Below are 22,744 nucleotides of genomic sequence, written 5' to 3' on the forward strand. Positions count from 1 at the left end.
GCGCGAATCACGGTTTCCGCGCGGCCCCGGCGAGGATCACCGAATGCGCCGGCGTCGGGAATTCCACCTGCGGCGCGCCTTCGCCGGACTCCTCCGGATGCCACGACGGCGTCCAGGTCAGCCCCGGTTCGAGCATCTCGAACGACCCGAACAGCGCCTGGATCTCCTCGCGCGACCGCCAGATCACCGGGCTGCTCGACCGGTCGTACAGCTGTTTCAGCTCGACCAGCCCGGGGCCCACGTCGGACGGCACGCCCTGGTCGGTGATGTGCGAGATCGCGAGGAACGAGCCGGGGGCGAGGAGATCGCGGTACTGCGCGACGATCGACGGACCGAGGTCCTCGGTGCTGCCGCTGTCCTCGGCGGGCGGCTGCTGCACGTGCAGCACCGCGATCAGCAGCAACGCGAGCGGTTTCTCGACGTCGATCACGCCGGTGGCGGCGATCTGGTCCCACAGCCGCCGCGGATCGCGCATGTCGGCGTGGATCACCGCGTGCCGGTCGAGGTCGCCCGACTCGCGCAGCAGGGTCTCCGAATGCGCGACGGCGACCGGTTCGTAGTCGACGTAGCAGACGTGGCTCTCGCCCGGCGCGAGTTCGTCCGCGACCTGGTGCGCGTGGCCCATCGTCGGCACGCCGGAGCCGATGTCGACGAACTGCCGCACGCCCTTTTTCACCAGATGCCGCACGAGCCGGTGCAGGAACAGCCGGTTGGCCTTGGCGATCGGGCGGATCAGCGGGAACTCGCGGATCACCTCGTCGGCGAACTCCCGGTCGATCGTCCAGTTCGTGGTGCCGCCGAGGTAGTAGTCGTACACGCGCGCGACGCTCGGGTGGTCGAGGTCGACCCCGGGAGGCGGGAAGGGTTCGTCGGCCACCGGCGGGGGTTCCTTTCGTTCGGTGCTTCGGTTTTCGGTCAGCGGGCGGGGGTCGCGCAGCGGCTCGCCCATTCCTTCAGGTACTGCAGGGATTCCTCGCGCGGCAGCGTGGCGGCGAGCTGCGCTTCCCACGACTCCTCGTAGGAGGCGAACTCGTCCTGGCTCCGCGGGACGGTGATGAGCTTGACCTTGCTTTCCTGGTAAGCGAAATCGGGAAGGTCGGACTGGGCGAAGCGCAGGATGGTGAAATCCTCGTCCGGGTACGCGGCCGCGTCGCGCGGCAGGATCCGGACCTCGACGAACGGATGCGTTTCGACGAGCCGGATCATGTGCTCGAGCTGGTCGGTGGCGATGCTGGCCTTGGTGCCGTAGACGAGTTTCTCGATGCAGCTGTACTCCAGCATGAAGACCGCCCGCGGAGCCGGGCAGGCGTCGAAAAGCCGTTGCCGCGCCTTGCGTTCGGCGACCCGGTCGGTGACCCGCTCCTGGCGGCTGGCCTGGAACTGGGCCAGCATGTAATACTCCGATTGGAGCAGTCCCGGGATGCGATTGCCGGTCCAGCTCAGGATTTCCGCGGCGGACTGTTCCCGTTCCAGGATCTCGCGGAACCACTGCGGCGTGATCATCCGGCGCTCGGCCCGGCGCGCGGAGGGATCGTTGGCCTGGTTGAGCTCCCGCAGCTGGTCGGCCTCGGCGGGCGGGATGCCGAGGACCTCGACGATCCGCTCGAGATCCTCGGGCCGGGTGCCCGCCTTGCCGGACTCGATCTTCTGGATCTTGGGCTGTTTGCAGCCGATCCCGTCGGCGAGTTCGACCTGGGTCAGCCCGCGTGCGGTGCGCCACCGGAGGATCCGGGAGCCCAGCCGGGAACGCTGGGTCCGCAGGGAGGGCGGCGGTTGCCGGATCGGCGAGGTCACCAGGGGCTCCGTCATTTCGTCCAGGGGCCGATGTGAGAACCTCCGATGATAATGCGCCGACCCGGGGGATGGGCCGCCGGGTCGGCGCCTTTTTGCGCGAGGTTCGCCACCGCCGGACGGCGGCTCCGGCGAGGCGTTTCGCGGTCGTGCCTGGTCAGCAGTCGAATTCCCCGCGCCGCACGGCCTCGACGAAGCTGGCCCACTCGCCCCGGTCGAAGACCAGGACGGGAGAGTCGCCGCTCTTGCTGTCCCGCACCCCGACCATCCCGTGCGCGGCCAGGTTGACCTCGACGCAGTTCCCGGAATTCGGCCCGCAAGCCGACGGCTTCCGCCAGGCGTGGTCCGGGAACCGCGCACCAGGCCCAGCGGCCGGGAAACGGCGCGCGTCGGTCGGCTGCGCGTGCTGGCGCTCGTGCGGGTCGTAGGTGTCCACTGCAACCCCTCGTTTTCTCGTATTCGGTCGGCGAATTGGAATATTCCGCGGAGTACGGAATGTGTTCGGAATATTCCTGAGGGTAGTGGGCTGGTCGATCTCTGGCGCTGTGCGTCGGGGATTTCACCTGAATGGACACTTCTCGTGCATTCGGGAATGCTTTCGCACGTGCAATTCTGAATTGGTGGTGCGGATTTCGTTGGGTTTGTGGGTGGGGGTTGCTTTTTTCGTGGCTTTTCGGGGGTTGGGGGTTTCTGTGGCTGGTGATACCTGTTCAGCGGTTGATCGGTGGGCTGCGTGGGTGGTGCTTCGCTTGTGCCGCTTCGTGATGCTGCGCGGCCGGGGTGGGCTGGGGTGGGCCGGTGGGCTGTCTGCGGTTGCCACGTTCGGCTGCGTTGGGATTTGCGGCTTGGCCTGCGTTGCTTCGGTAGCGGGGCGCGGATCTTCGGCGGCGGGGATGCTTCTCCGAGCCGAGCCGAGCCGAGCCGAGCCGAGCCGAGCCGAGCCGAGCCGAGCCGAGCCGAGCCGAGCGGCTAAGCCCGTGCCGAGCGGTCACCGGAGTTGAGCGGCCAAGCCCGTGCCGAGTGGCCCAGCGCTAGTCGAGCGGTCACGCCGGGGTCGAGCAGCCAAGCGCGAGCGAAGCGGCCAGGCCTGAGTCGAGCTGCCAGGACTGAGCCGAGTGGCCAAGCGCAAGCCAGGCGGCCGAGCCCGTACCGAGTAGCCAGCCCGGCCGACCTGAGCGGCCCGGCCCGTGCCGAGTGACCCCAGCCCGAGCAGCGCCGGGCGGCCAAGCCCGAGCCGAGCGGTCGGCTCAGCCGGAGCCGAGCGGTCGGGGCCAACCGGAGCCGGGCTGAGCGCGAGCCGCACGAGCGAGCCATCCCCGCCTCCGCGCGGCAGCGATCCCGATGCCGGTCTTGCCGCCCGCCCGCCGTCGCCTGCGGCCAGTGCTCGGCCCTGGCCTCAAGTCCGGAAACATCCCTCGTCTCCCGGTGCCCGGCTCTGCCCAGCCGGGCACCGGGAGCGCAGAACGCGGGCGGCCGTAAGCCGCCGCCGGCGTCCGCTTCGAGGGTGGTCAGGCGTCCCGGTTCGCGGTGTGCCGCTTGCGCAGCACCGCGCCGGTGACGTGTACGAGGGCGACTCCGCCCGCGGTGGCGAGGCCGGCCGGGGCTCCGGCGGTCGCGAAAACGATCGCGGTCGCCCCGACGAGCAGCGTCAGCAGGAGCGCGATCAGCTGCCACGGCCGGGTCCCGCCGTCCGGCTGTCGCGCGGCCAGTTCGACCGACGTCCGCGCGGTCTTCCACGACGGATAGGCCGGGCGGGTGCACGGTCGCGGCGAGGGCGCCGTCGGAGCTGGTTGCGGCATGCCCGGTTCGTGAAACGTCACGGTCACCCGGCCGGGGCGTTGACTCACGGCGACGGCATACGGTCTGTCGTCGCGGATGTCCGATTCTTCTGTCCGACGGTATGCCTGGCCTGCATTGTCCGCGCCAGGAACGGTCATTGCGCATCCTTTCTCGTCCGCCGGAAAAGTGCCGGAACACAGTTCCCAGCCCGCCCCCGAGGGGAACTGGTTCCGGCGGCCGCGGCGGGCGTCCGGGGAATGGAATATTCCACCCTCTTAACCCCTCCTGCCTGCGGCAACGCCATCTTTGCATGCCCACTGCCGATCGCGCTAACCCGGGGCGGAAAAATCTTCGCCGGAGCCGTCCTGCCTGATGTTTCCGGAAACGGGTATTCGCGATCTGCCGAACTATTCCGGGCGTTATCAAGTCACGCATATTCGACCCGATCAGGTGAAGATGCGCCGAGGTCCACTTTGGGGGTCTCCACCTTGATCGACCCGGCGAACGCGACCGGGCCGCTGCTACGGTGAGTGTCCGCTGCGGACGGGGAGGACATGGACGTACGGACGCTGGCGCGCGAGGAACGGGCCGACTTCGCGGACTTCCTGGAGACCCTCGCGCCGGAGCAATGGGAGCAGCCGACGCTGTGTGCCGGCTGGAACGTGCGTTCGGTCGTCGCGCACGTCGTGAGCTATGACGAACTGAGCGGTCGCCAGCTGGCGCGACGGCTCGTCCGCGCCCGGCTGTCGCTGAAGCGGGCCAACGAGATCGGCCTCGCCGAGTACCGGGTGCGCGCGCCGGAGGAGCTGATCGGCGTCCTGCGACGGCACCCGCAACCGGGACGGCTCCTGGGCAAGTTCGGCGGAATGATCGGATTTCTCGACGGCCTCATCCATCAGCAGGACATCCGCCGCCCGCTGGGACTGCCGCGAACGATCCCGGCGGCGCGGCTGCGCCGGGCGCTGGAACTGTCGCTGCGCGCGCCGCCGCTTGGAGTGTCGCGGCGGCTGACCGGCTTGCGCGCGGTGGCGACGGACGTGGACTGGACGTCCGGAAACGGCATCGAAGTCCGCGGCCCGGCAGAGGCCCTGCTGCTAGCCCTGGCAGGCCGTCGCGCGGCGGCGGACGACCTGACCGGGCCGGGTCTCGACGTGTTGATCAGCCGCACGACAGTGGCGTGATTCCGGTCTGACTCCGGCGGCTGGCGCTGGCGGACAGCCAAGGAGTGCGGCGGACCTTGCCCGGAGCACAGCACGGTGGCGCGGCCGACCCGAAAGCGCCTGAGTCATCCACCACACCATCGTGGCGCGATCGGGTCCGCATCCTGGCTTTTCGCGCCACGGTCGTGTGACAACCCTCGCGCGGGGGTTGCGTATGCGCTTGGCAACAGCAGTCATGACGCCGACCGCACTCCCGAAAGCGAGGTGATGCCCGTACGGACGCCCGCCGCCCTTCCCCCTCGCGGCGCCGTGGCTGCTGCCGCGCCTCGCATCGCTGAGGCAGCACCGGTGCCGTAACCGCCGCGGCGGCGTCCGCCCTCCGGGGTGTCACCACCTGGTGACAGCTAACCCGTCGGTAACCCGCGTCCAGTCGCCGGACGGACGCGGAAAGTCCTTGTGGCCGCAGGAAAAACCCGGTTCCGATGATCACCCGGAACGGGGGCTTGCGTTACGCGGCGGCGACATCCCAAATGGGACTCCAAGCACCACAAGGGGAGGAGTCCGGTGTTCAGATGGCAGCAGGCGGAAGGAAAACGGCACGCACTGGACGGACCGTTCGCGCCGCGACCCGGCGAAACGTTCACCGCGCTGTGCGGAGCGGAAGTCACGGTCGCCCGGCGGGACGTGCCGCAGCTCGGCGGGCATTGGTTCGATCCGACGTGCCTTGAGTGCGCGGACGAATGGCGCCGCCTCCAGGGACAGGACCGCTCGAGCGAAGAACGGTGCCTGGCGTGAGCAGTGCGGTGACGGCCTCGCGCGCGCGGATCGCGGCGGTGCCGGACGGGGCAGCTGCCTCGGAGCGCTGGACGTTGACGCCGTGGCGGGAGCACGGAGTGGTGCCGATACCGCCAGCGGTGGAGCCCAGGCTGGTACCGGCGTTGCGGCTGGCGACGCGTTGGGAAGTGGCTCCGGTTCGAGAGTTGGCAGTCGGAGCACCCAGTTCGGGGTCATGGCGGGCGTTCAGCGCAGTGGGAGCCCGCGCGGGCGGCAGGGCACTCGCGAGGACCGGCGCATGACCGGGCACTGGAGCAGGCTCCCGGAGCAGCGCAATTCGGCGGTCGGGCTCACCGGTCCCGAGCTGGTCACCTGGATTCGCGACCTGCAGGCCACCCTGGCCCTCGATCTCACCTTCCTGACCCGGGCGCTCGACGAACGATGTCCGCGCCCGGACGCGGTGCGGGACCTCGGCGAGCGGCTTCTCGACCTCGGCCGGGCGTTGATCCGGCGGGCCGATCACCTGAACGAGACCGTCCTGGCGAGCCTGCCCGCGCACGGCTGGCTGCCGCAGGCGGGCGCGCCGGCGAACGCGGCGCGGCTCGCGCATCAGGTCGGACGCCGTCCGCTTCGCTGCGGGCCGGTGTATCTCGGGCTGTGCGGAGCCGCGTGTTTTCCGGTGTTCGGGCGGGATCCGCACGATCACACGAAACGGTACGCGCGGTGCGCGGAATGCCAGAGCAAGGGCGGTGCGGCGATGCTTCGCGAATGAAGGGCTACGCGAACGGGGATCAGGTGCCGTCAGGGGAGTGTCGGTGCGCGAACCGCTCGGCGTGGGTTGTGCCGCGAGATTGGAGCTGCGGGATAAGTACCAGCAGCCTGCGACCCGAGCCGGGTGCCGGAACCATGGGACCGCGCGAAAGGAGGCGCCCACCAGGCCACGCAAACCGGATCAGCCGTCCGAAACCCGGCCGTCAACCCAGCGGCCTCGGGCCTTTTCCGGTTTCCTGTACCGATGAGCGAGGAGACCTCCACCCGTTCCACCGAGCGGCTGTTCAAGATCGCGATCACGCTGAAGGGCCTCGACGGAGCCCTTCAGCTGATCGGGGCGCTGATCCTGGCGTTCATCCCCGCGACGGTCGTCACCGGGGTCGTCAACGCGATCGTGACCCGCGACCTGCTGGGCGACCCCTCCGGCACGCTCGCGCGGCATCTCGAATCCGCGGCCGAGCACTTCGCCGGAGGGGGCACCAAGACGTTCGCCGTCGCGTACCTGCTGGCCCACGGGTTGCTCAAGCTCGGCCTCGTGTGGGCGCTCGCGCGCAAGTGGGTGCGCGCCTACCCGGTCGCGATGGTCGTGCTCGCCGCGTTCGTCGTGTACGAGATTTACCGCGCCTTCGAAACGCATTCGATCGCGCTGCCGTTCTTCGCAGCGCTCGACGCGGTGATCATCGTGCTCGTCTATCGCGAGTACCGGAACCTGAAACGCGAGCGCGCCTGACCTCGCTCAGGCGGCCGTCGGAAACCTCTCGGTGGCCAGTGCGGCCACGTCCGGGGCTTCCACGAACAGCGCCGTCGCGTTGTCGCGGCCGCCCAGGGCGATGGCGGTCGCGACCAACGCCGAGGCGCCGCGGGCCGGGTCGGCGAGGATTTCGTCGATCGTCGCGGGCGGCAGGACCTTGTGCACTCCGTCGCTGGTGAGCAGGAGGCCGCCGCTCGGGGCTTCCGTCGTGCCGATCTCCTCCGGTTTCGTCGTGCGGACGCTCGTGGTCACCAGGTGCTCCATCCGCGGCGAGTACGGCTGGTGCCGCGACCGGAAATACTCCGCCATCGTGTGGTCCTGCGTGAGTTTGTGGATCATCGACCCGTCCCACGAGTACGCTCGCGCGTCGCCGACCCACGCGATCCGGTATCCGCCGGCGAAGGGCATCGCCACCACGAGAACCGCGTCTCCGGTGCCGCCCAGGCGGCGAACTGCTTGCTGGGCCGCCAAAATCGCCGTGACCGGGCCGGATTCGACCGGCGTGCGCGCGGCGGCCGCGGCGGCGACCTGGGCGGCCCGCCCGGCGCCGGGGTCGTCCCCGACGCCGTCGGCGAGCGCGAAGGTGATTCCGCGTGCCCCGGCGGCCGCGTAGGCGCTCACCGCGTCGGCGTTGCGCTCGCGCGGCCCCTGTTCGCTCGCGGTGTGCCAGCGTGGGTATCCGGCCATCGTGACCTCCCGGACGTTCGCGGCGGACGACTCTCCGTGCTCTCCAGAATGCGCCTCGTTCCTGGGAGGAGGCTGAGGATTTCCGGGCCTACCGGGTGAGCTGGTAAACAGTTTCGCCACCGATCGTGGTCGCGGCGAAGTTCGCGGCCACCCACTCGGCGATGTCGTTCGACTCGCCGGCCCGGCCGCCGTCCACGTAGTACGCCACCTCGCCCGCCGCGACGTACTGCTTGAACTCCTCCAGCGTCGGGGCCGGATCGTTGCCGCTCCAGCCGCCGATGCCGATCACCGACTTGCCGCTGGCCAGTTCGAGGCTCGCCGCCGACTGCGATCCGGTCGTCGCGGCGGCCCACTTCGTCGTCGTGCCGCCCAATAGCTGGCCGACGGCGCCGCTGGTCTCGTCCAGCATGCCGAAGACGCGCAAGCCGGTACGCGGACCTGAAGTCGGGATGGAACCATTGTGCGGCAACGAAACCGTCTCCACGGCATACCCGGCGGTGCCAATCCCGAGCGTCAGCACGACCGCCACCGCGAAGACGGTCCGCACGCGCGGGACTCCGACCACCACCACAGTGCTCACGAGCAACCCCAGCCCCACGATTATCCAGCGCAGCAAAGGAAACCAGTCCGGCGTCCGGTCCAGCAGGATGAAGTCCCACACCGCGGTCGCCGCGATCATCCCGCCCAGCACCATCCGCGGTGCGGTATGCGCCCGGCCGCGCCACAGCGCGTGCCCGGAAATCGCGACCAGCGCGGCGATCGCGGGCGCGAGCTGCACCGCGTAGTACGGGTGCACGGTGCCGCTCATGAAGCTGAACACCAGCCCGGTCACGAGCAGCCACCCGCCCCAGACCAGCAGCGATGCCCGGGTCCGGTCGGTGCGCGCGGCCCGCCGGGTGAACCACAACCCGGCCGTCAGCCCGATCAGCGCGGCGGGCAGGAGCCACGAGATCTCGGTGCCGAAGCTCGCGCCGAACATCCGCCCGAGGCCGGAACTGCCGCCGAACGCGGTGTTCCCGCCGCCCATCCCGCCGCCGACGACACCGCCACCACCGTTGCCCTGCCCGCCGAAGATCCGCCCGAGCCCGTTGTACCCGAGGGCCAGCTCCAGCAGGCTGTCCCCGGTCGACCCGCCGATGTACGGCCGCGAAGCCGACGGCCAGATCTCCACCAGCGCCACGAACCAGCCCGCCGATCCGAGCACCGCGAGCCCGGCGTAAACCAAGTGCAGCAAGCGTTTCCCCAGGCCGGTCGGCGCGGCGACCAGGTACGCGAGTGCGAACGCGGGCAGCACCAGGAACGCCTGCATCATCTTCGTCAGGAACCCGAAACCGATTGCCACGCCAGCGAAAACCAGCCACCGAGCACTGGCCTGCTCGACCGCCCGCACCGTGCAGTACGCACCGGCGATCAGCAACAGCACCAGCAACGCGTCCGGGTTGTTGAAGCGGAACATCAACGCGGCGACCGGCGTCAGCGCCAGCATCGCCCCGGCCAGCAATCCCGGCAGTGGCCCGGAAACCCGGCGCACAGTCAGATACAGCAACCCGACCGAGCCGACACCCATCAGCGCCTGCGGGGCGAGCACGGTGAAGCTGGAGAACCCGAAAACGCGCGCGAAGGCCGTCCCGACCCACAGCGCGGCAGGCGGTTTGTCGACAGTGAGCACGTTCCCGGCGTCCAGCGAACCGAACAGCCACGCCTTCAGGCTTTGCGTGCCCGATTGCACGGCCGCGGCGTAGAACGAATTGCCGAACCCGGAAGCGGTCAGATTCCAGAAGTACAGCACCGCGGTGAGCGCCAGCAGGCCGAACACCGACGGGCGGACCCAGCGCGCCCGCGCGCGATCCGGGGCGGCGGGCCGGGCGGACAGGACAGTGCTCAAGACGACTCCTTCGCGGTACGGCGCGGATTGAAGACCCAGCCCCGAAGCAGCAGGAAACGGAGCACCGTGGCGGCGAGGTTCGCCAGCACGAGCACGGTCGTCTCCAAGACGATTCCGGGATGGGTGGTGTGGTTGAGCAGCGCGAGCGAACCGCTGGTCAGCGCCAGCCCGAGGCCGAACACGAGCAGCCCTTCGAACTGGTGCCGCCCGGCTCCGGCCCGGCCGCGGACGCCGAACGTCACGCGCCGGTTCACCGCAGTGTTCGCGACGGCGGTGACGAGCAGCGCGGTGAAGTTGGCCGCCTGCGCGCCGGCCATCGTCCGCAGCAGCAGGAAAAGCAGCAGGTACGCGACGGTGCTGGCGACGCCGACCGCGGCGAACCGCACGAGTTGCTTGACCAGGCTCGGGGACACTCCGGGGGCCTCCACGCCGATCGGTTCGCGGCCGAGCTGTTCGCGCAGCCGGTGCACGGGGATCTCGCCGGTGAGGGTCGCGCGCGTGACCCGGGCGATGCCTTTGAGGTCCGCGGCGGCGGTCGCGACGAGGTCGACCGACGAGTCCGGGTCGTCGACCCAGTCGACCGGCACCTCGTGGATCCGCAGCCCGGCGCGCTGGGCGAGCACGAGCAGTTCGGTGTCGAAAAACCAGCCGGTGTCGCGCACGTGCGGGAGCAGCGCGCGGGCGACGTCGGCGCGGATCGCCTTGAACCCGCATTGCGCGTCGGAAAACCGCGCCGCCAGCGTGCCGCGGAGGAGCAGGTTGTAGCAGCGGGAAAGGAACTCCCGCTTCGGCCCGCGCACCACCCGGGCGCCGCGAGCGAGCCGGCTGCCGATCGCGACGTCCGAATGCCCGGACAACAGCGGCGCGACAAGCGGATCGAGCGCGGCGAGGTCGGTGGACAGGTCCACGTCCATGTACGCGAGCACGGCGGCGTCCGAAGAGGACCAGACGGCCTGCAGCGCGTTGCCGCGGCCCTTCTCGTCCAGGTGGCGCACCTCGACCTCGGGAAACTCGCGAGCCAGTTCTTCGGCCACGGCAAGGGTTTTGTCGGTGCTCGCGTTGTCCGCGACGGTGATCCGGTACGGGTACCCGGCGCGTTCGGCGAGGTGCGCCCGCAATCTGCGGACGCACGGTTCGAGGTCGGATTCCTCGTTGTAGACCGGGATGACGACGTCGAGGACGGGATGCGGGCCGCCGAGGCCGACCGGAGTCGTCCCGGGCCGCGGGGCGCCGCTGCGGGAGGGGGCGGTGGCGTTCATGCGTTCACCGTCGTCTGCCGGGCTTTGGCCACCTTGTGGTGCTCCTGTGCCTGCGCTGTGTGACTGCGAATCAGGCCGTCAGGTCATACATCGGGACACTGTCCACTGTGGTCACTCGGTGGTTGTCGGCCACCGGGCCGGCAGCTCGTCTCCGAACAACCGGGCCAGCCTCGCGGCGCGACCTGGAGCCGGGATGTGCCTACCCTGTGTGCCCGCTGTGGGACTTGCGGTCGGCCATGCGTGGGGTGCGCTGCGCCGGGACCGCGATCGGAAGCCGCACGGAGAATTCCGTCTGGCCGGGACGGCTGCGCATCGCGATGGCGCCGTCGTGTGCGGTCAGCACGGCGGAGGCGATCGCCAGGCCCAGCCCGGTCGAACCGGCTGCCCGGGACCGGGACGAATCTCCGCGCGCGAAGCGTTCGAACACCGCTGGCTGCAGCTCCGGCGGGATGCCTGGGCCGTTGTCGGTCACTGTCACCACGGCGCTGCCGTCCGCGGCTCGAGTGAGGGTGGTGACCACCGTCGTGCCGGGTGGCGTGTGGACGCGGGCGTTCGCGAGCAGATTGGCCAAAACCTGGTGCAGCCGTTGGACATCTCCCAGCACGAGGATCGGTTCGTCCGGCAGCGCGAGCTGCCAGACGTGGTGCGGGCCGGCCACGTGTGCGTCGCCGACCGCGTCCGCGACCAAGCGGGTCAGGTCGACTTCGGCCGCGTCGAGCGGGCGGCCCGCGTCCAGGCGGGCGAGCAGGAGGAGGTCTTCGACCAGGGCCGTCATGCGGTCTGCTTCGGACTCGATCCGCGACATCGAGTGCTCGACGTCCGGCGGGGCGTGGCTGCCGGAGCGTCCGGCGAGTTCGGCGTAGCCGCGGATGGCGGCGAGCGGGGTGCGGAGTTCGTGGCTGGCGTCGGCGACGAAGCGGCGGACGCGGAGTTCGCTGGCGTGCCGGGCTTCGAGAGCGGAGGAGATGTGGCCGAGCATGTGGTTCAGCGCCGCGCCGACCTGGCCGACCTCGGTGCGGGGATCGGTGTCTTCGGCGGGGACTCGGACGGACAGGTCGACGTCGCCTCGGTCCAGCGGGAGTTCGGAGACTCGGGAGGCGGTTTCGGCGACGCGTTCCAGGGGCCGGAGGGTTCGGCGGACGGCGAAGGCGCCCAGGAATGCCGCGCCGGTCACTCCGGCGGCGGCTACGCCGAAGAGGATCAGGCCGACGGTGAGGAGCGTCTGCTGCATGGGGGCCAGGGGGACGCCGGTGATGACTACGCCGTCGGGGACTGGGAAGGCGGTCAGGCGGTAGTCGCCGAGGGTGCCGAGGGCTCGGGTGTAGGGGCGGCCGTCGGCGGGGAGGTCTTGGAGGGCGGCCAGTTCGTCTTCGGTGAGGGACAGGCGCTGGCCGTGCGGGGAGAGCCAGCCGCCGGTCCCGTTGGCGCCGTCTGGGGAGAAGTGGGCGGTGATCGTTCCCGCGCCTTGGCCTGGGGCGTCGAGCGGGGTGCGGTCGTCGGGAGGGGCTGGGTGGGTGGCGTAGTCCAGGGCGCGGGAGGCGGCTGCGGAGAGCTGGGTGTCGGTTTGGGCCAGGAGGAAGGTGCGGAGGGCCAGTTCGCTGATCACGCCGATGGTCAGGCAGACCAGGGAGAGGAGGGTGATCGCGGAGAGGGTGAGCTTGGCGCGCAGGGAGTGCTGGCCCCGGTGGGGAGGGGGCTTTGCGCGGGCGGGCATGGGGTCGAGGGTGCGGCGGGTGGGTGTGGGGGTGATGTGTGGGTGCTGTGAGGGGGCTGTGGTTCGGCTCGTCGCCCTGGCGGGCGGCATTGCCGGTTAGTGGTTGCGTGGGGCACCCCGATTTTTCATTGTGCTGACGGTTCGGGGGTGCTTGTCAAGGCGGGAAAGATGCCTTGACAAGCACCCCCGAACCGCAGGGCGGCTTTGTATCGGGGGCGGGGGAGGGGCTGGGTGCCTCGCTTTCTGGGTGCAGCGGTTGCGGTTGGAGGGCCGGGTGCATCCCTTTTGGGTGCATCGGCGGCGGTTCCAGGGCGGGGCTAGCGCCCCGGTGAGGTGGCTCAGGCAGGTGGCTCGGTCAGCCCAGGGAGCGTGCGGCCGCGGTTGCTTGTCCGGCGTAGGGGCGTCCGAAGAGGACGGTGTGCACCAGGAGCGGGAAGAGCTGGTGCAGGGGGATCCGTTCTCGATAGCCGTCTGCGAGGGGGGCGTATTCGTCGTAGGCGGCGATGATCCGGTCCAGGTGCGGGCAGCCGAAGAGGTGCAGCATGGCCAGGTCTGTTTCTCGGTGACCGCCGTGGGCGGCCGGGTCGATCAGGACCGCGCCGGTCGCGTCCCACAGGACGTTGCCGCTCCACAGGTCTCCGTGCAGGCGGGCCGGGGGTTCTGGAGGGCCCGTTACCGACGGGATTCGCGCGCAGGCTCGTTCGAAGACCGCCGGGTCGAGGATTTCGGAGGCCATTCGGACGTACGGGAGGATTCGGTCTTCGGCGTACCACTCTGGCCACGAGTCGGCTGGGGTGTTGCGCATCGGGGCGGTTCCGATCCACGCGTCGGTCAAGCCGTCTGGCGGAGGGGAGCCGAACGCGGGGGCTCCGGCCGCGTGCAGGCGGGCCAGGTTGCGGCCGAATTCTTCGGCGTGCGCTGGCGTGCTCTCCGTTACCCGGTCCAGGACCAGCCAGGTGTCGTCCGCGGCGTGCACCCGGGGGATTCGGACAGCGTTCGCTTCGGCTAGCCAGCGCAGTCCGGCTGCTTCGGCGCGGGTCGCGCGGGGAGCGTGGCCGCGTTTGACCACTGCGTCGAAAGTTTGGCTACCGTCGGTTAGGGTGATCTCGCTGAGCGTACCCGAGGAGCCCTGCGAGACTGCCTTGAATCCGGTGAGCCGCGCGGCGGCGCCGGCCGGACCTTCGCTCTGCTGCCCGGAAACCACGGCCCGAACGCTACGGGTCTCCGCGGGCCTCCGCTGATCGAGACGCTGGCGGGGTGCCCCGCAGCCAGTCTTGTCAAGCCTCTGGCCTAGACTCGGATATCCCGGTCAGCAGGTGACCGGGGCGGTCCCGAGGGACTGTCCGCCCCCATCGTTTACCGCTCGAGGAGAAGACCTTGAAGAGCACCGTCGAGCAGCTCAGCCCGACGCGAGTGAAGATCAATGTCGAGGTGCCGTTCGACGAGCTCAAGCCGAACTTCGACGCCGCCTACCGGAAGATCGCCCAGCAGGTGCGCGTCCCCGGTTTCCGCCCCGGCAAGGTCCCCGCTCGCGTCCTGGAAAGCCGGATCGGCCGCGCGCCGGTGCTCGACGAGGTCGTCAACGAGGCCATCCCGGCCAAGTACATCGAGGCCGTCCGCGCGGGCGAGGTCCGGACGCTCGGCCAGCCCGAGTTCGAGGTGACCAAGCTCGAGGACCGCGAGGTGCTGGAGTTCAGCGCCGAGGTCGACGTGCGGCCGGAGATCGAGCTGCCCGACCTCGCCGGCCTCGAGATCAGCGTCGACGACGTCGAGACCACCGACGACGAGGTCGCCGAGCAGCTCGACGAGCTGCGCGCCCGCTTCGGCACCCTGACCGGCGTCGAGCGCCCGGCCCAGACCGGCGACTTCGTGTCGATCGACCTCTCGGCCACCGTCGACGGCAAGGCCGTCGAAGAGGCCTCCACCACCGGCCTGTCCTACGAGATCGGCTCCGGCCAGCTCGTGGACGGCATCGACGAGGCGATCGTCGGGGCCACCGCCGGCGAGACCAAGGTGTTCACCACCAAGCTGGTCGCGGGCGAGTTCGCCGGCCAGGACGCCGAGGTCACCGTCACCGTGCAGTCGGTCAAGGAGCGCGAGCTGCCCGAGGCCGACGACGAGTTCGCCCAGCTCGCGAGCGAGTTCGACACGATCGACGAGCTGCGCGAGGACCTGCGCACCCGCCTCGGCCGCGTCAAGAAGATGCAGCAGGGCGTCCAGGCGCGCGACAAGGTCCTCGAGATCCTGCTCGAGCGCACCGAGGTGCCGCTGCCGGAGAAGGTCGTCGAGGCCGAGATCGAGAACCGCAAGCACGACGCGGTCCACCCGTTCGACCACGACGAGGAGAAGTTCGCCAAGGCGCTCGAGGCCGAGGGGCGCACCCTCGAGGAGTTCAACGCCGAGGTCAAGGAGGAGTCGGAGAAGGCCGTCCGCACGCAGCTGCTGCTGGACACCATCGCCGACAAGGAGAAGACCTCGGTCAACGACGGCGAGCTCACCGAGCGGATCATCTACCAGGCGCAGCGCTTCGGCGTCAGCCCGGACGAGTACGTGCAGCGGGCCCAGCAGTCCGGCCAGCTGACCGCCATCTACGCCGACGTCCGCCGCGGCAAGGCGCTCGCCTCCGTCGTGCGCGGCACCACGGTGAAGGACGCGTCCGGGGCGGAGGTCGACCTCAGCGAGCTGTTCGGCGCGGACGAAGAAGCCCCCGCCGAGGAGACGCAGGTCACCGAAGAAGCGGCGGCGACCCCCGCGGAGTAAAGCTGTGAGCGAACTTGGGCGGTGTCAGGCATTCTGCACCGCCCAAGTTCGTTAGGGTCGGTTGCAAGATCTCAAGCATGAACACGACAGCGGCGGCGCGGCTCTCACAGGCGGCCCGCCGCCGGTGAAAAGGCAGGCAGACGTGAAGCAGCACATGCCCGAGGGGCGGACCGGCACCGCGGGGCTCAACCTCGCCGACTCGGTGTTCGAGCGGTTGCTCCAGGAGCGCATCGTCGTTCTCGGCTCCGAGGTCAACGACGAGGTCGCCAACCGGCTCACCGCGCAGCTCCTGCTGCTCGACGCGGACGACGCCGAATCGGACATCCGGTTCTACATCAACTCGCCGGGCGGCTCGGTGACGGCCGGGTTCGCGATCTACGACACCATGCAGCTGATCCGCCCGGACGTGGCGACCTACGCGATGGGCATGGCGGCCTCGATGGGGCAGTTCCTGCTGTCCTCGGGCACCCCCGGCAAGCGCTACGCGCTCCCGCACGCGCGCATCCTGATGCACCAGCCGTCCGCGGGCGTCGGCGGCACCGCCTCCGACATCGCGATCCAGGCGGACCTGTTCAACAAGTGGAAGCAGGAGCTGGCGCGGATCACCGCCGAGCAGACCGGGCAGACCACCGAGCAGATCATCAAGGACGGCGACCGCGACCGCTGGTTCACCGCGCAGGAGGCGAAGGACTACGGCTTCGTCGACCACGTGCTGACCCGCGACAGCGGCATGAACTCGAGCAACTGAGCCCGCAAGCACACAGGAGAGCGTCATGAGCAACTTCCGGCTCCCGGGTGACTTCCGGGCCCCGCAGACTCCCCAGTCGCGGTACATCCTCCCGTCCTACGTCGAGCGCACCAGCTACGGCGTGAAGGAGTCCAACCCGTACAACAAGCTGTACGAGGAGCGGACGATCTTCCTCGGCGTGCAGGTGGACGACGCGTCGGCCAACGACGTGATGGCCCAGCTGCTGCACCTCGAGCACGAGGACCCGGACCGCGACATCAGCATCTACATCAACTCCCCGGGCGGGTCGTTCACGTCGCTGATGGCGATCTACGACACCATGCAGTACATCCGCCCGGACATCTCGACCGTGTGCCTCGGCCAGGCGGCCTCGGCCGCCGCGGTGCTGCTGGCGGCGGGCACGCCGGGCAAGCGCATGGCGCTGCCGAACGCGCGCGTGCTGATCCACCAGCCGGCCACCGAGGGCACCTACGGGCAGGTCTCGGACCTGGAGATCCAGGCCAACGAGATCCAGCGCGTGCGCCGCCAGATGGAGGTCATCCTGGCGAAGCACACGAACAAGGAGCCGGACGAGATCAAGGCCGACATCGAGCGGGACAAGATCCTCACCGCCGAGGAGGCCAAGGCCTACGGCCTGATCGACGAGGTGCTCCCGTACCGGAAGGCCTCGGCGAACTGACCGCGACGGGCCGGTGCGCGGCGAATCCGCGACGCGCACCGGTCCGCTGGTCTACTGTCGGTCGTCGACGTGCCCGAAGGGGTCGGGTGTTCCCGACCGCGCCTTCGGACGGGTACCGTCGATGGCAATGCGTGCGGGTTCCGGGAACGGCTGGCAGTCCCGGGGCCGCCATCCAGTTGTGCAGGTGCGCCCCGCGCACCGGAGGGGACGAGGTCAACGGCCATGGCACGGATCGGTGACGGCGGCGACCTGCTGAAGTGTTCTTTCTGCGGCAAGAGCCAGAAGCAGGTGAAGAAGCTCATTGCCGGGCCCGGGGTCTACATCTGCGATGAGTGCATCGACCTCTGCAACGAGATCATCGAAGAGGAGCTGGCCGAAGCCGGCGACGTGAAGCTCGACGAGCTGCCGAAGCCCGCCGACATCCACGAGTTCCTCGAGCAGTACATCATCGGCCAGGACGAGGCGAAGAAGACGCTCGCGGTCGCGGTGTACAACCACTACAAGCGGATCCAGGCCGACGACAAGTCCGGGCCGAAGGACTCCAAGGACGAGCCGGTCGAGCTGGCCAAGTCCAACATCCTGATGCTCGGCCCCACCGGCTGCGGCAAGACCTATCTCGCGCAGACGCTGGCGAAGCTGCTGAACGTCCCGTTCGCGATCGCCGACGCCACCGCGCTCACCGAAGCCGGCTACGTCGGCGAGGACGTCGAGAACATCCTGCTGAAGCTGATCCAGGCGGCCGACTACGACGTCAAGCGCGCCGAGACCGGCATCATCTACATCGACGAGGTCGACAAGATCGCCCGCAAGAGCGAGAACCCGTCGATCACCCGCGACGTGTCCGGCGAGGGCGTGCAGCAGGCGCTGCTGAAGATCCTCGAGGGCACCACCGCGTCGGTGCCGCCCCAGGGCGGGCGCAAGCACCCGCACCAGGAGTTCATCCAGATCGACACCACGAACGTGCTGTTCATCGTCGCGGGCGCGTTCGCCGGGCTGGAAAAGATCATCAACGAGCGGGTCGGCAAGCGCGGCCTCGGGTTCGGCGCGGAGATCCGCACCAAGGCCGAGATCGAGGGCAGCGACGTGTTCTCCGAGACCATGCCGGAGGACCTGATCAAGTTCGGGCTGATCCCGGAGTTCATCGGCCGGCTCCCGGTCGTGGCGACGGTGAACCACCTGGACAAGGAATCGCTCGTCTCGATCCTGACGCAGCCGCGCAACGCGCTGGTGAAGCAGTACAAGAAGCTCTTCGAGATGGACAACGTCGAGCTGGAGTTCACCAAGACCGCGCTCGAGGCCATCGCCGACCAGGCCGTGCTCCGCGGCACCGGCGCCCGCGGCCTGCGCGCGATCATGGAGGAAGTCCTCCAGCCGGTCATGTACGACATCCCGAGCCGCGAGGACGTGGCGAAGGTCGTGATCACCGAGCAGACCGTGCGGGAGAACGTCAACCCCACGATCGTGGCTCGCCAGCCGTCGCGCCGCACCCGCAGCGAGCGCGGCGAGAAGTCGGCCTGACCCGGCGGCCCGCCGGGCGTTAGCAGGAGTCGGCTGCCCGGGTGTCGGCGGCAGGCGCGATAATGGACAGGATGACAACCGTGCCGCTGACCGCACCCCGGGGGGACGACACTGCCGGCCCCGGCGAAGCGGTACCCGTCGAAACCGAGCCTCCCGCCGCTCCGGTCGGCCTCGTGGAGCTGAGCGAGCGGGTCGCCGCGTCCGTGCTGGCGCGCTTCCCGTGGCTGCTCCGCGCGTCCGAGATCATGCTCGCGCTGTGCACGCTGGTGTGCCTGGTCGCGGTCGGCACCCGGCTCTCAGCGCTGCCGCTGCTGCCGATCCCGGAGTTCGTGGTGTCGTGGCTGTTCCTGCGCCGCCTGCGCTCGGCGGAGACCCGGGCGCAGCAATTGCGCTGGTCGCTGCTGATGGCGCTGGCGGCGATGGTGGGGTTCTGGGTGATGTCGGTTATGGCCCGCTGGGTCTCGTAATGCTCTGACGCCCTTGCCTTTTGATTCCGCGCGGCGGCGTATTGATCTCAGGCGAATGCGGGGCTGCCGCTGGCTTCTGGCGCACGACCACTGGGCGTGGCATTCCGGCATTCCGGTTTGGCCCGTGAGCCACGCTCACGAGACCGGCAGGCTCACACCTTCTGCCGCAAGTGCTTCCCCAAGAACCCCACCATGCTGGGCACCGTGGTCCGGAAAAACGTGTCGCTGTGCTTCCCGTGCGCCGTGTACCCGATGGCCGGCCGCGTTTCCGCGATATACCGCCGCACCCCGGTGATGAACGGGTCCTCGGTGCCGCAGTAAACCGCCGTCGGAATGCCCTGCAAAGCGGACTGGTGGCGCAGCGGATCCAGCGACGTCCAATCCGCCATGCCGGTGAAAATGCGGCGTTTCGCCATTTCCGGCCACGACGTGATCAGCGCCGGCGCGATCGCGGCGACCGCGGCGGGCGGCTGGCGGCGTTCGGCTCGGCGGCGGGCGTACAGCAGCGCGCCGAAGCCGCCCATCGAGACTCCGGCGCAGGCGAACGGCACGCCGTCCGTGCCGCCGAAACCGCGGGCGCGCAGCCACTGCGGGATTTCCTCCAGGAGCATCGCCATCGGGTCGTCGCCGGGGCGGACCTGGTGCCAGTAGTTGTCGCCGCCGTCGACCGCGACGAAGCCGTACGCGGGCACGGCCTTGCGCGCGACGTCGCTGCCCAGCTGCTTCAGCAGACCGCTCGGGGCCGCCGAACGCGCCGAACCGTGCAGGCCGTGCAGCATCAGCGACATCGGCAGGCCCGCCGGGGGCTTCTTGCTCGGCAGCAGGAAAACGAGGTCCACTTCCCGGCCGCGGGCGTGCGAGTACACCCGCTCCACCCGCATGCTGCCCAGCTGGGTGACCGGCGTCGAGGACGTGACGCCGAGAGCCCGCTGCATCGCCTGGTTGAACGGCACCACACCGGTCGCGCTCCCCACCGCGAGCCCGGCGATGCCGAGGCCCGAAGCACCCGCGATCAGCAAAGACCGGCGGCTCACCCGCCTTCGGCCCTCAGTCTCCTCGGTCACCCGTTCCCCCTCACCCATATAGCGTAAGACGTAAGGAACGGGCGAAACGTTGCCTTCGGAAGATCTTCACTCCGTCGTTGTGATCAGTCCCACGGACGCCCGGGCGGCGGCAGGCCGGTCTCCGAGCCCGACGATCAGCGTCACGCAGAGTGGCGCGAGCACCTCGGTCACCCCGCGGTCGCCCCGGCCGAAGTGGCCCAGCAGTTCGAGCGTGACGTAGCCGTGCACCGCGCTCCACACCTGTGCGGCGACGGCGAGCGGCTCGCCCCGGAGCCGTCCGGCCTCGATGGTGCGCCCGACGGCGGCGACCACGCCCCGGAACGACGTCGCGGCCTCGCCGTCCTGGTTGTCCTTCATCAGGTCGCTCACTGGGTGTCCTTGCGCGCCCGCCTCGCGGAACATGAGCGTGAACAGCTCCGGATGCTCGACCGCGGTGCGCCGGTAGGCCAGCGCCAGCTGGTACAGGTCGGCGACTGGGTCGTCAGTCTGCTCGACCGTAGCCATGTTCGCGATCAGCCGCCGAAACCCTTCCCGCGCAACGGCATCCATGAGCGCGGCCATTCCGCCGAAGTGCGTGTACACGGCCATCGTGGAGGCGCCGATCTCGGCAGCCAGCTTGCGGGCCTGCAGTGCTTCCGCGCCGCCGTCGGCCAGCAGCCGGATCGCCGCCTCGACCAGTTCCGTCCGCGCGTGTGCTCCCCGGGTCCGCTCGCTCATGCTTGCCAGTATCCCATAACCCTGTTATACCGATGGGCATAACCACGTTATGGACGGGAGCGGGTCATGGGCAATCTCTTCCTCGAAGGCAACTTCGCGCCGGTCGAACGCGAGTGCACGAGCACCCGGCTGCCGGTGACCGGCACGCTGCCGGACTACCTCGACGGCCGCTATCTGCGGAACGGGCCGAACCCGTCCGATCCGGACCCGGAGGCACACCACTGGTTCCTCGGCCGCGGCATGGTGCACGGCGTACGGCTGCGCGACGGCCGGGCCGAGTGGTACCGCAGCCGCCGGGTCGGCACCGACGAAGGCGGGGCCAACACCAACGTCATCGGGCACGCCGGGCGCACGATCGCGCTGGTCGAGGGCGGGCTGCCGCAGTGGGAACTCAGCGAGGAGCTGGACACCCTGGGCGTCTGGGACTTCGACGGCACCCTCTCCGGCTACACCGCACACCCGAAGCGCGACCCGCGGACCGGCGAACTGCACGCCGTCTCGTACCAGTTCGGTCTCGGCAATCGGGTGCGGTATTCGGTGGTCGGCACCGACGGCCGGGCGCGGCGCACGGTCGACGTCGAGGTCACCGGGGCGCCGATGATGCACGATTTCTCGCTCACCGAACGCTATGTCGTGTTCTACGACCTGCCGGTCACCTTCGAGCCCGACCAGGCCCCGGTTCCGGTGGACGTGCCCGATCCGTTGACCGCGCGCACCGGCCGCGGCGTGAGTTCCTTGCCGTACCGGTGGAATCCGGACTACCCGGCGCGCGTCGGCGTGATGCCGCGCGAAGGGGACAACAGTGACGTCCGCTGGTTCGAGGTCGGCCAGTGCTACGTCTTCCACCCGCTCAACGCCTACGACGAGGGCGACCGGATCGTGCTCGACGTGGTCCGGCACCCGAAGATGTTCGACCGCGCGCTGCACGGCCCGGCCGAGGGCGAGCCGACGCTCGACCGGTGGACCGTCGACCTCGCGCTCGGAAAGGTCAGCGAGGAACGGATCGACGAACACGGCCAGGAATTCCCGCGCGTGGACGAGCGCTTGGTCGGTCTGCCGCACCGGTACGGCTACGCGACAGCGCTCGACGACCGGTCGCGCAGTGTCGGCGCGGTGTACAAACACGACCTGCGCAAGGGTTCGGTCGACGCGCACCGGTTCGGTCCCGGGCGCGAGCCGGGCGAGTTCGTGTTCGTCCCGTCCAGCCCGGACGCCGCCGAGGACGAAGGCGTGCTGATGGGCTATGTCTACGACGCGGCCGAGGCGCGCAGCGATCTTGTCTTGCTCGACGCGGGCACGCTCGAAACCGTCGCCGCGGTGCACTTGCCGGACCGGGTCCCGCACGGTTTCCACGGCAACTGGGTGCCCGCCGGGGCGTGATCAGGTGAGCAGGCGCCGGTCCCCGGTGTAGAGGTTCATGCTGTCGCCGCGCAGGAATCCGATCAGCGTCATGCCGTTCTCCTCGGCCAGTTCGACCGCGAGCGACGACGGCGCGGACACCGCGGCGAGCAGGCCGATGCCGGCCATCGCGGCCTTCTGCACGAGTTCGAACGAGGCGCGGCCGGAGACCAGCAGGCCCAGGTCGGGCGCGGGGATCCGGCCCGCCTGCAGGGCCCAGCCGAGCACCTTGTCCACCGCGTTGTGCCGTCCGACGTCCTCGCGCACGACGACGAGCTGACCGTCCGAAGTGAACAGTCCGGCGGCGTGCAGGCCACCGGTGGAGGAGAACACTTTTTGCTGTTCCCGCAACCGGTCCGGCAGTTGCGAGAGGACGTCGGTCTTCACCGTGAACTCGGACGCGGCGGGGGAGAACCGGCTGCGCAGCTTCACCGCGTCGAGCGCGGCCTTGCCGCAGACACCGCACGACGAGGTGGTGTAGAAATTCCGCTCGACGCCGGTGTCCGGCGGGGCGACGCCCTCGGCGAGTGCGATGTCGAGCACGTTGTAGGTATTGCGGCCCTGGTCGTCGACGCCGTCGCAGTAACGCGCCACGGCGACGTCCTCCCGCGACCCCAGCACGCCTTCCGAAAGCAGGAAGCCGTGCGCGAGTTCGACGTCGTGGCCGGGCGTGCGCATTGTCACTGCCAGCGCCTTGCCGCCGACCCGCAGCTCCAGCGGCTCCTCGGCGGCCAGCGAGTCCGGCCGGCGCCGTTCGCCGGCCGCGGAGATCCGCCGTACCGGCCGCCGCACCGTCACTCTGCCCATCGCCCGCTCCGCTCC

General features: G+C 69.8%; 22 protein-coding genes. 10 read left to right on the forward strand and 12 right to left on the reverse strand.

Annotated elements, in window-relative coordinates; all coding sequences use genetic code 11:
- Positions 1-7 precede the first annotated feature (7 nt).
- The 4 genes from F9C11_RS19465 to F9C11_RS19480 all read right to left on the reverse strand — a co-directional run bounded on the left by F9C11_RS19465 (position 8) and on the right by F9C11_RS19480 (position 3,638).
- A complete protein-coding gene (locus F9C11_RS19465; protein ID WP_409186289.1) occupies positions 8-877 on the reverse strand; it encodes an SAM-dependent methyltransferase in 870 nt (289 codons plus the stop codon).
- Positions 878-915: 38 nt separating this feature from the next.
- A complete protein-coding gene (locus tag F9C11_RS19470; protein ID WP_409186290.1) occupies positions 916-1,809 on the reverse strand; it encodes a helix-turn-helix domain-containing protein in 894 nt (297 codons plus the stop codon).
- 139 nt (positions 1,810-1,948) lie between these two features.
- On the reverse strand, positions 1,949-2,227 hold the full coding sequence (locus F9C11_RS19475; RefSeq protein WP_409186291.1) for a DUF397 domain-containing protein: 279 nt from the start codon (positions 2,225-2,227) through the stop codon (positions 1,949-1,951).
- A 1,072-nt stretch (positions 2,228-3,299) separates the two neighbouring features.
- On the reverse strand, positions 3,300-3,638 hold the full coding sequence (locus tag F9C11_RS19480) for a hypothetical protein (RefSeq protein WP_409186292.1): 339 nt from the start codon (positions 3,636-3,638) through the stop codon (positions 3,300-3,302).
- A 486-nt stretch (positions 3,639-4,124) separates the two neighbouring features.
- Here F9C11_RS19480 and F9C11_RS19485 point away from each other — a divergent pair, with 486 nt between their 5' ends.
- The 4 genes from F9C11_RS19485 (at position 4,125) to F9C11_RS19500 (ending at position 7,005) form a co-directional block, all read left to right on the forward strand.
- Positions 4,125-4,751, forward strand: coding sequence for a maleylpyruvate isomerase family mycothiol-dependent enzyme (locus F9C11_RS19485; RefSeq protein ID WP_409186293.1), 627 nt, complete (start codon positions 4,125-4,127; stop codon positions 4,749-4,751).
- A 543-nt stretch (positions 4,752-5,294) separates the two neighbouring features.
- Positions 5,295-5,525: a zinc finger protein gene (locus tag F9C11_RS19490; RefSeq protein WP_409186294.1), complete on the forward strand. Its 231-nt coding sequence runs from the start codon at positions 5,295-5,297 to the stop codon at positions 5,523-5,525.
- A 277-nt stretch (positions 5,526-5,802) separates the two neighbouring features.
- Positions 5,803-6,276 carry a hypothetical protein gene (locus tag F9C11_RS19495; protein WP_409186295.1) on the forward strand — a complete coding sequence of 158 codons (474 nt, stop codon included), beginning with the start codon at positions 5,803-5,805 and terminating at the stop codon, positions 6,274-6,276.
- A 243-nt stretch (positions 6,277-6,519) separates the two neighbouring features.
- The gene (locus F9C11_RS19500; protein WP_409186296.1) at positions 6,520-7,005 is read left to right on the forward strand and encodes a DUF2127 domain-containing protein; all 486 of its coding nucleotides are present in this window, start codon (positions 6,520-6,522) and stop codon (positions 7,003-7,005) included.
- Between the two features lie 6 nt (positions 7,006-7,011).
- Here the strand turns inward: F9C11_RS19500 and F9C11_RS19505 are convergent, their stop codons facing one another.
- From F9C11_RS19505 to F9C11_RS19525, 5 genes are all read right to left on the reverse strand, one after another.
- Entirely contained in the window at positions 7,012-7,713 is a 702-nt protein-coding gene (locus F9C11_RS19505; protein WP_409186297.1) for a PP2C family protein-serine/threonine phosphatase, read from the reverse strand.
- 88 nt (positions 7,714-7,801) lie between these two features.
- Entirely contained in the window at positions 7,802-9,598 is a 1,797-nt protein-coding gene (locus F9C11_RS19510; RefSeq protein ID WP_409186298.1) for an ArnT family glycosyltransferase, read from the reverse strand.
- On the reverse strand, positions 9,595-10,857 hold the full coding sequence (locus tag F9C11_RS19515) for a glycosyltransferase (protein ID WP_409186299.1): 1,263 nt from the start codon (positions 10,855-10,857) through the stop codon (positions 9,595-9,597). Before F9C11_RS19515 ends, F9C11_RS19510 begins: the two co-directional genes overlap by 4 nt.
- A 199-nt stretch (positions 10,858-11,056) precedes the next feature.
- Positions 11,057-12,571, reverse strand: a complete 1,515-nt coding sequence (locus F9C11_RS19520; protein ID WP_409186300.1) for a sensor histidine kinase — start codon at positions 12,569-12,571, stop codon at positions 11,057-11,059.
- Positions 12,572-12,926: 355 nt separating this feature from the next.
- Positions 12,927-13,775 (reverse strand): fructosamine kinase family protein, encoded by an 849-nt coding sequence (locus F9C11_RS19525; RefSeq protein ID WP_409186301.1) that lies wholly within the window; start codon positions 13,773-13,775, stop codon positions 12,927-12,929.
- 173 nt (positions 13,776-13,948) lie between these two features.
- Between F9C11_RS19525 and tig the strand changes: the two genes are divergently transcribed.
- The 5 genes from tig to F9C11_RS19550 all read left to right on the forward strand — a co-directional run bounded on the left by tig (position 13,949) and on the right by F9C11_RS19550 (position 18,743).
- A complete protein-coding gene (gene tig / locus F9C11_RS19530; RefSeq protein ID WP_409186302.1) occupies positions 13,949-15,331 on the forward strand; it encodes a trigger factor in 1,383 nt (460 codons plus the stop codon).
- A 142-nt stretch (positions 15,332-15,473) separates the two neighbouring features.
- Positions 15,474-16,079 carry a ClpP family protease gene (locus F9C11_RS19535; protein WP_409186303.1) on the forward strand — a complete coding sequence of 202 codons (606 nt, stop codon included), beginning with the start codon at positions 15,474-15,476 and terminating at the stop codon, positions 16,077-16,079.
- A gap of 25 nt (positions 16,080-16,104) precedes the next feature.
- Positions 16,105-16,758 carry an ATP-dependent Clp protease proteolytic subunit gene (locus tag F9C11_RS19540; RefSeq protein ID WP_009081146.1) on the forward strand — a complete coding sequence of 218 codons (654 nt, stop codon included), beginning with the start codon at positions 16,105-16,107 and terminating at the stop codon, positions 16,756-16,758.
- Positions 16,759-16,980: 222 nt separating this feature from the next.
- Positions 16,981-18,276 carry an ATP-dependent Clp protease ATP-binding subunit ClpX gene (gene clpX / locus F9C11_RS19545; protein ID WP_409186304.1) on the forward strand — a complete coding sequence of 432 codons (1,296 nt, stop codon included), beginning with the start codon at positions 16,981-16,983 and terminating at the stop codon, positions 18,274-18,276.
- A gap of 71 nt (positions 18,277-18,347) precedes the next feature.
- Positions 18,348-18,743: a hypothetical protein gene (locus F9C11_RS19550; RefSeq protein WP_409186305.1), complete on the forward strand. Its 396-nt coding sequence runs from the start codon at positions 18,348-18,350 to the stop codon at positions 18,741-18,743.
- A gap of 152 nt (positions 18,744-18,895) precedes the next feature.
- Here the strand turns inward: F9C11_RS19550 and F9C11_RS19555 are convergent, their stop codons facing one another.
- Both F9C11_RS19555 and F9C11_RS19560 read right to left on the reverse strand, forming a co-directional pair.
- Positions 18,896-19,825 (reverse strand): alpha/beta hydrolase, encoded by a 930-nt coding sequence (locus tag F9C11_RS19555; protein ID WP_409186306.1) that lies wholly within the window; start codon positions 19,823-19,825, stop codon positions 18,896-18,898.
- Positions 19,826-19,873: 48 nt separating this feature from the next.
- Complete coding sequence (locus F9C11_RS19560; RefSeq protein WP_409186307.1) at positions 19,874-20,524, reverse strand: TetR/AcrR family transcriptional regulator; 651 nt, start codon at positions 20,522-20,524, stop codon at positions 19,874-19,876.
- A gap of 66 nt (positions 20,525-20,590) precedes the next feature.
- Between F9C11_RS19560 and F9C11_RS19565 the strand changes: the two genes are divergently transcribed.
- Positions 20,591-21,904 carry a carotenoid oxygenase family protein gene (locus F9C11_RS19565; protein WP_409186308.1) on the forward strand — a complete coding sequence of 438 codons (1,314 nt, stop codon included), beginning with the start codon at positions 20,591-20,593 and terminating at the stop codon, positions 21,902-21,904.
- Here F9C11_RS19565 and fdhD read toward each other — a convergent pair whose 3' ends face one another.
- A complete protein-coding gene (gene fdhD / locus F9C11_RS19570) occupies positions 21,905-22,729 on the reverse strand; it encodes a formate dehydrogenase accessory sulfurtransferase FdhD (RefSeq protein ID WP_409186309.1) in 825 nt (274 codons plus the stop codon).
- Between the last annotated feature and the right edge of the window lie 15 nt (positions 22,730-22,744).

Source organism: Amycolatopsis sp. VS8301801F10 (assembly GCF_046195355.1).
Lineage (GTDB): Bacteria > Actinomycetota > Actinomycetes > Mycobacteriales > Pseudonocardiaceae > Amycolatopsis.

Bases quoted from the DNA above. Each gene is read 5' to 3' on its own strand.
- F9C11_RS19500 (WP_409186296.1), top strand. From the start codon at position 6,520: ATGAGCGAGGAGACCTCCACCCGTTCCACCGAGCGGCTGTTCAAGATC.
- F9C11_RS19550 (WP_409186305.1), top strand. From the start codon at position 18,348: ATGACAACCGTGCCGCTGACCGCACCCCGGGGGGACGACACTGCCGGC.
- F9C11_RS19485 (WP_409186293.1), top strand. From the start codon at position 4,125: ATGGACGTACGGACGCTGGCGCGCGAGGAACGGGCCGACTTCGCGGAC.
- F9C11_RS19555 (WP_409186306.1), bottom strand. From the start codon at position 19,825: ATGGGTGAGGGGGAACGGGTGACCGAGGAGACTGAGGGCCGAAGGCGG.
- F9C11_RS19470 (WP_409186290.1), bottom strand. From the start codon at position 1,809: ATGACGGAGCCCCTGGTGACCTCGCCGATCCGGCAACCGCCGCCCTCC.
- F9C11_RS19565 (WP_409186308.1), top strand. From the start codon at position 20,591: ATGGGCAATCTCTTCCTCGAAGGCAACTTCGCGCCGGTCGAACGCGAG.
- F9C11_RS19560 (WP_409186307.1), bottom strand. From the start codon at position 20,524: ATGAGCGAGCGGACCCGGGGAGCACACGCGCGGACGGAACTGGTCGAG.
- clpX (WP_409186304.1), top strand. From the start codon at position 16,981: ATGGCACGGATCGGTGACGGCGGCGACCTGCTGAAGTGTTCTTTCTGC.
- F9C11_RS19540 (WP_009081146.1), top strand. From the start codon at position 16,105: ATGAGCAACTTCCGGCTCCCGGGTGACTTCCGGGCCCCGCAGACTCCC.
- F9C11_RS19520 (WP_409186300.1), bottom strand. From the start codon at position 12,571: ATGCCCGCCCGCGCAAAGCCCCCTCCCCACCGGGGCCAGCACTCCCTG.
- F9C11_RS19505 (WP_409186297.1), bottom strand. From the start codon at position 7,713: ATGGCCGGATACCCACGCTGGCACACCGCGAGCGAACAGGGGCCGCGC.
- F9C11_RS19515 (WP_409186299.1), bottom strand. From the start codon at position 10,857: ATGAACGCCACCGCCCCCTCCCGCAGCGGCGCCCCGCGGCCCGGGACG.
- fdhD (WP_409186309.1), bottom strand. From the start codon at position 22,729: ATGGGCAGAGTGACGGTGCGGCGGCCGGTACGGCGGATCTCCGCGGCC.
- F9C11_RS19495 (WP_409186295.1), top strand. From the start codon at position 5,803: ATGACCGGGCACTGGAGCAGGCTCCCGGAGCAGCGCAATTCGGCGGTC.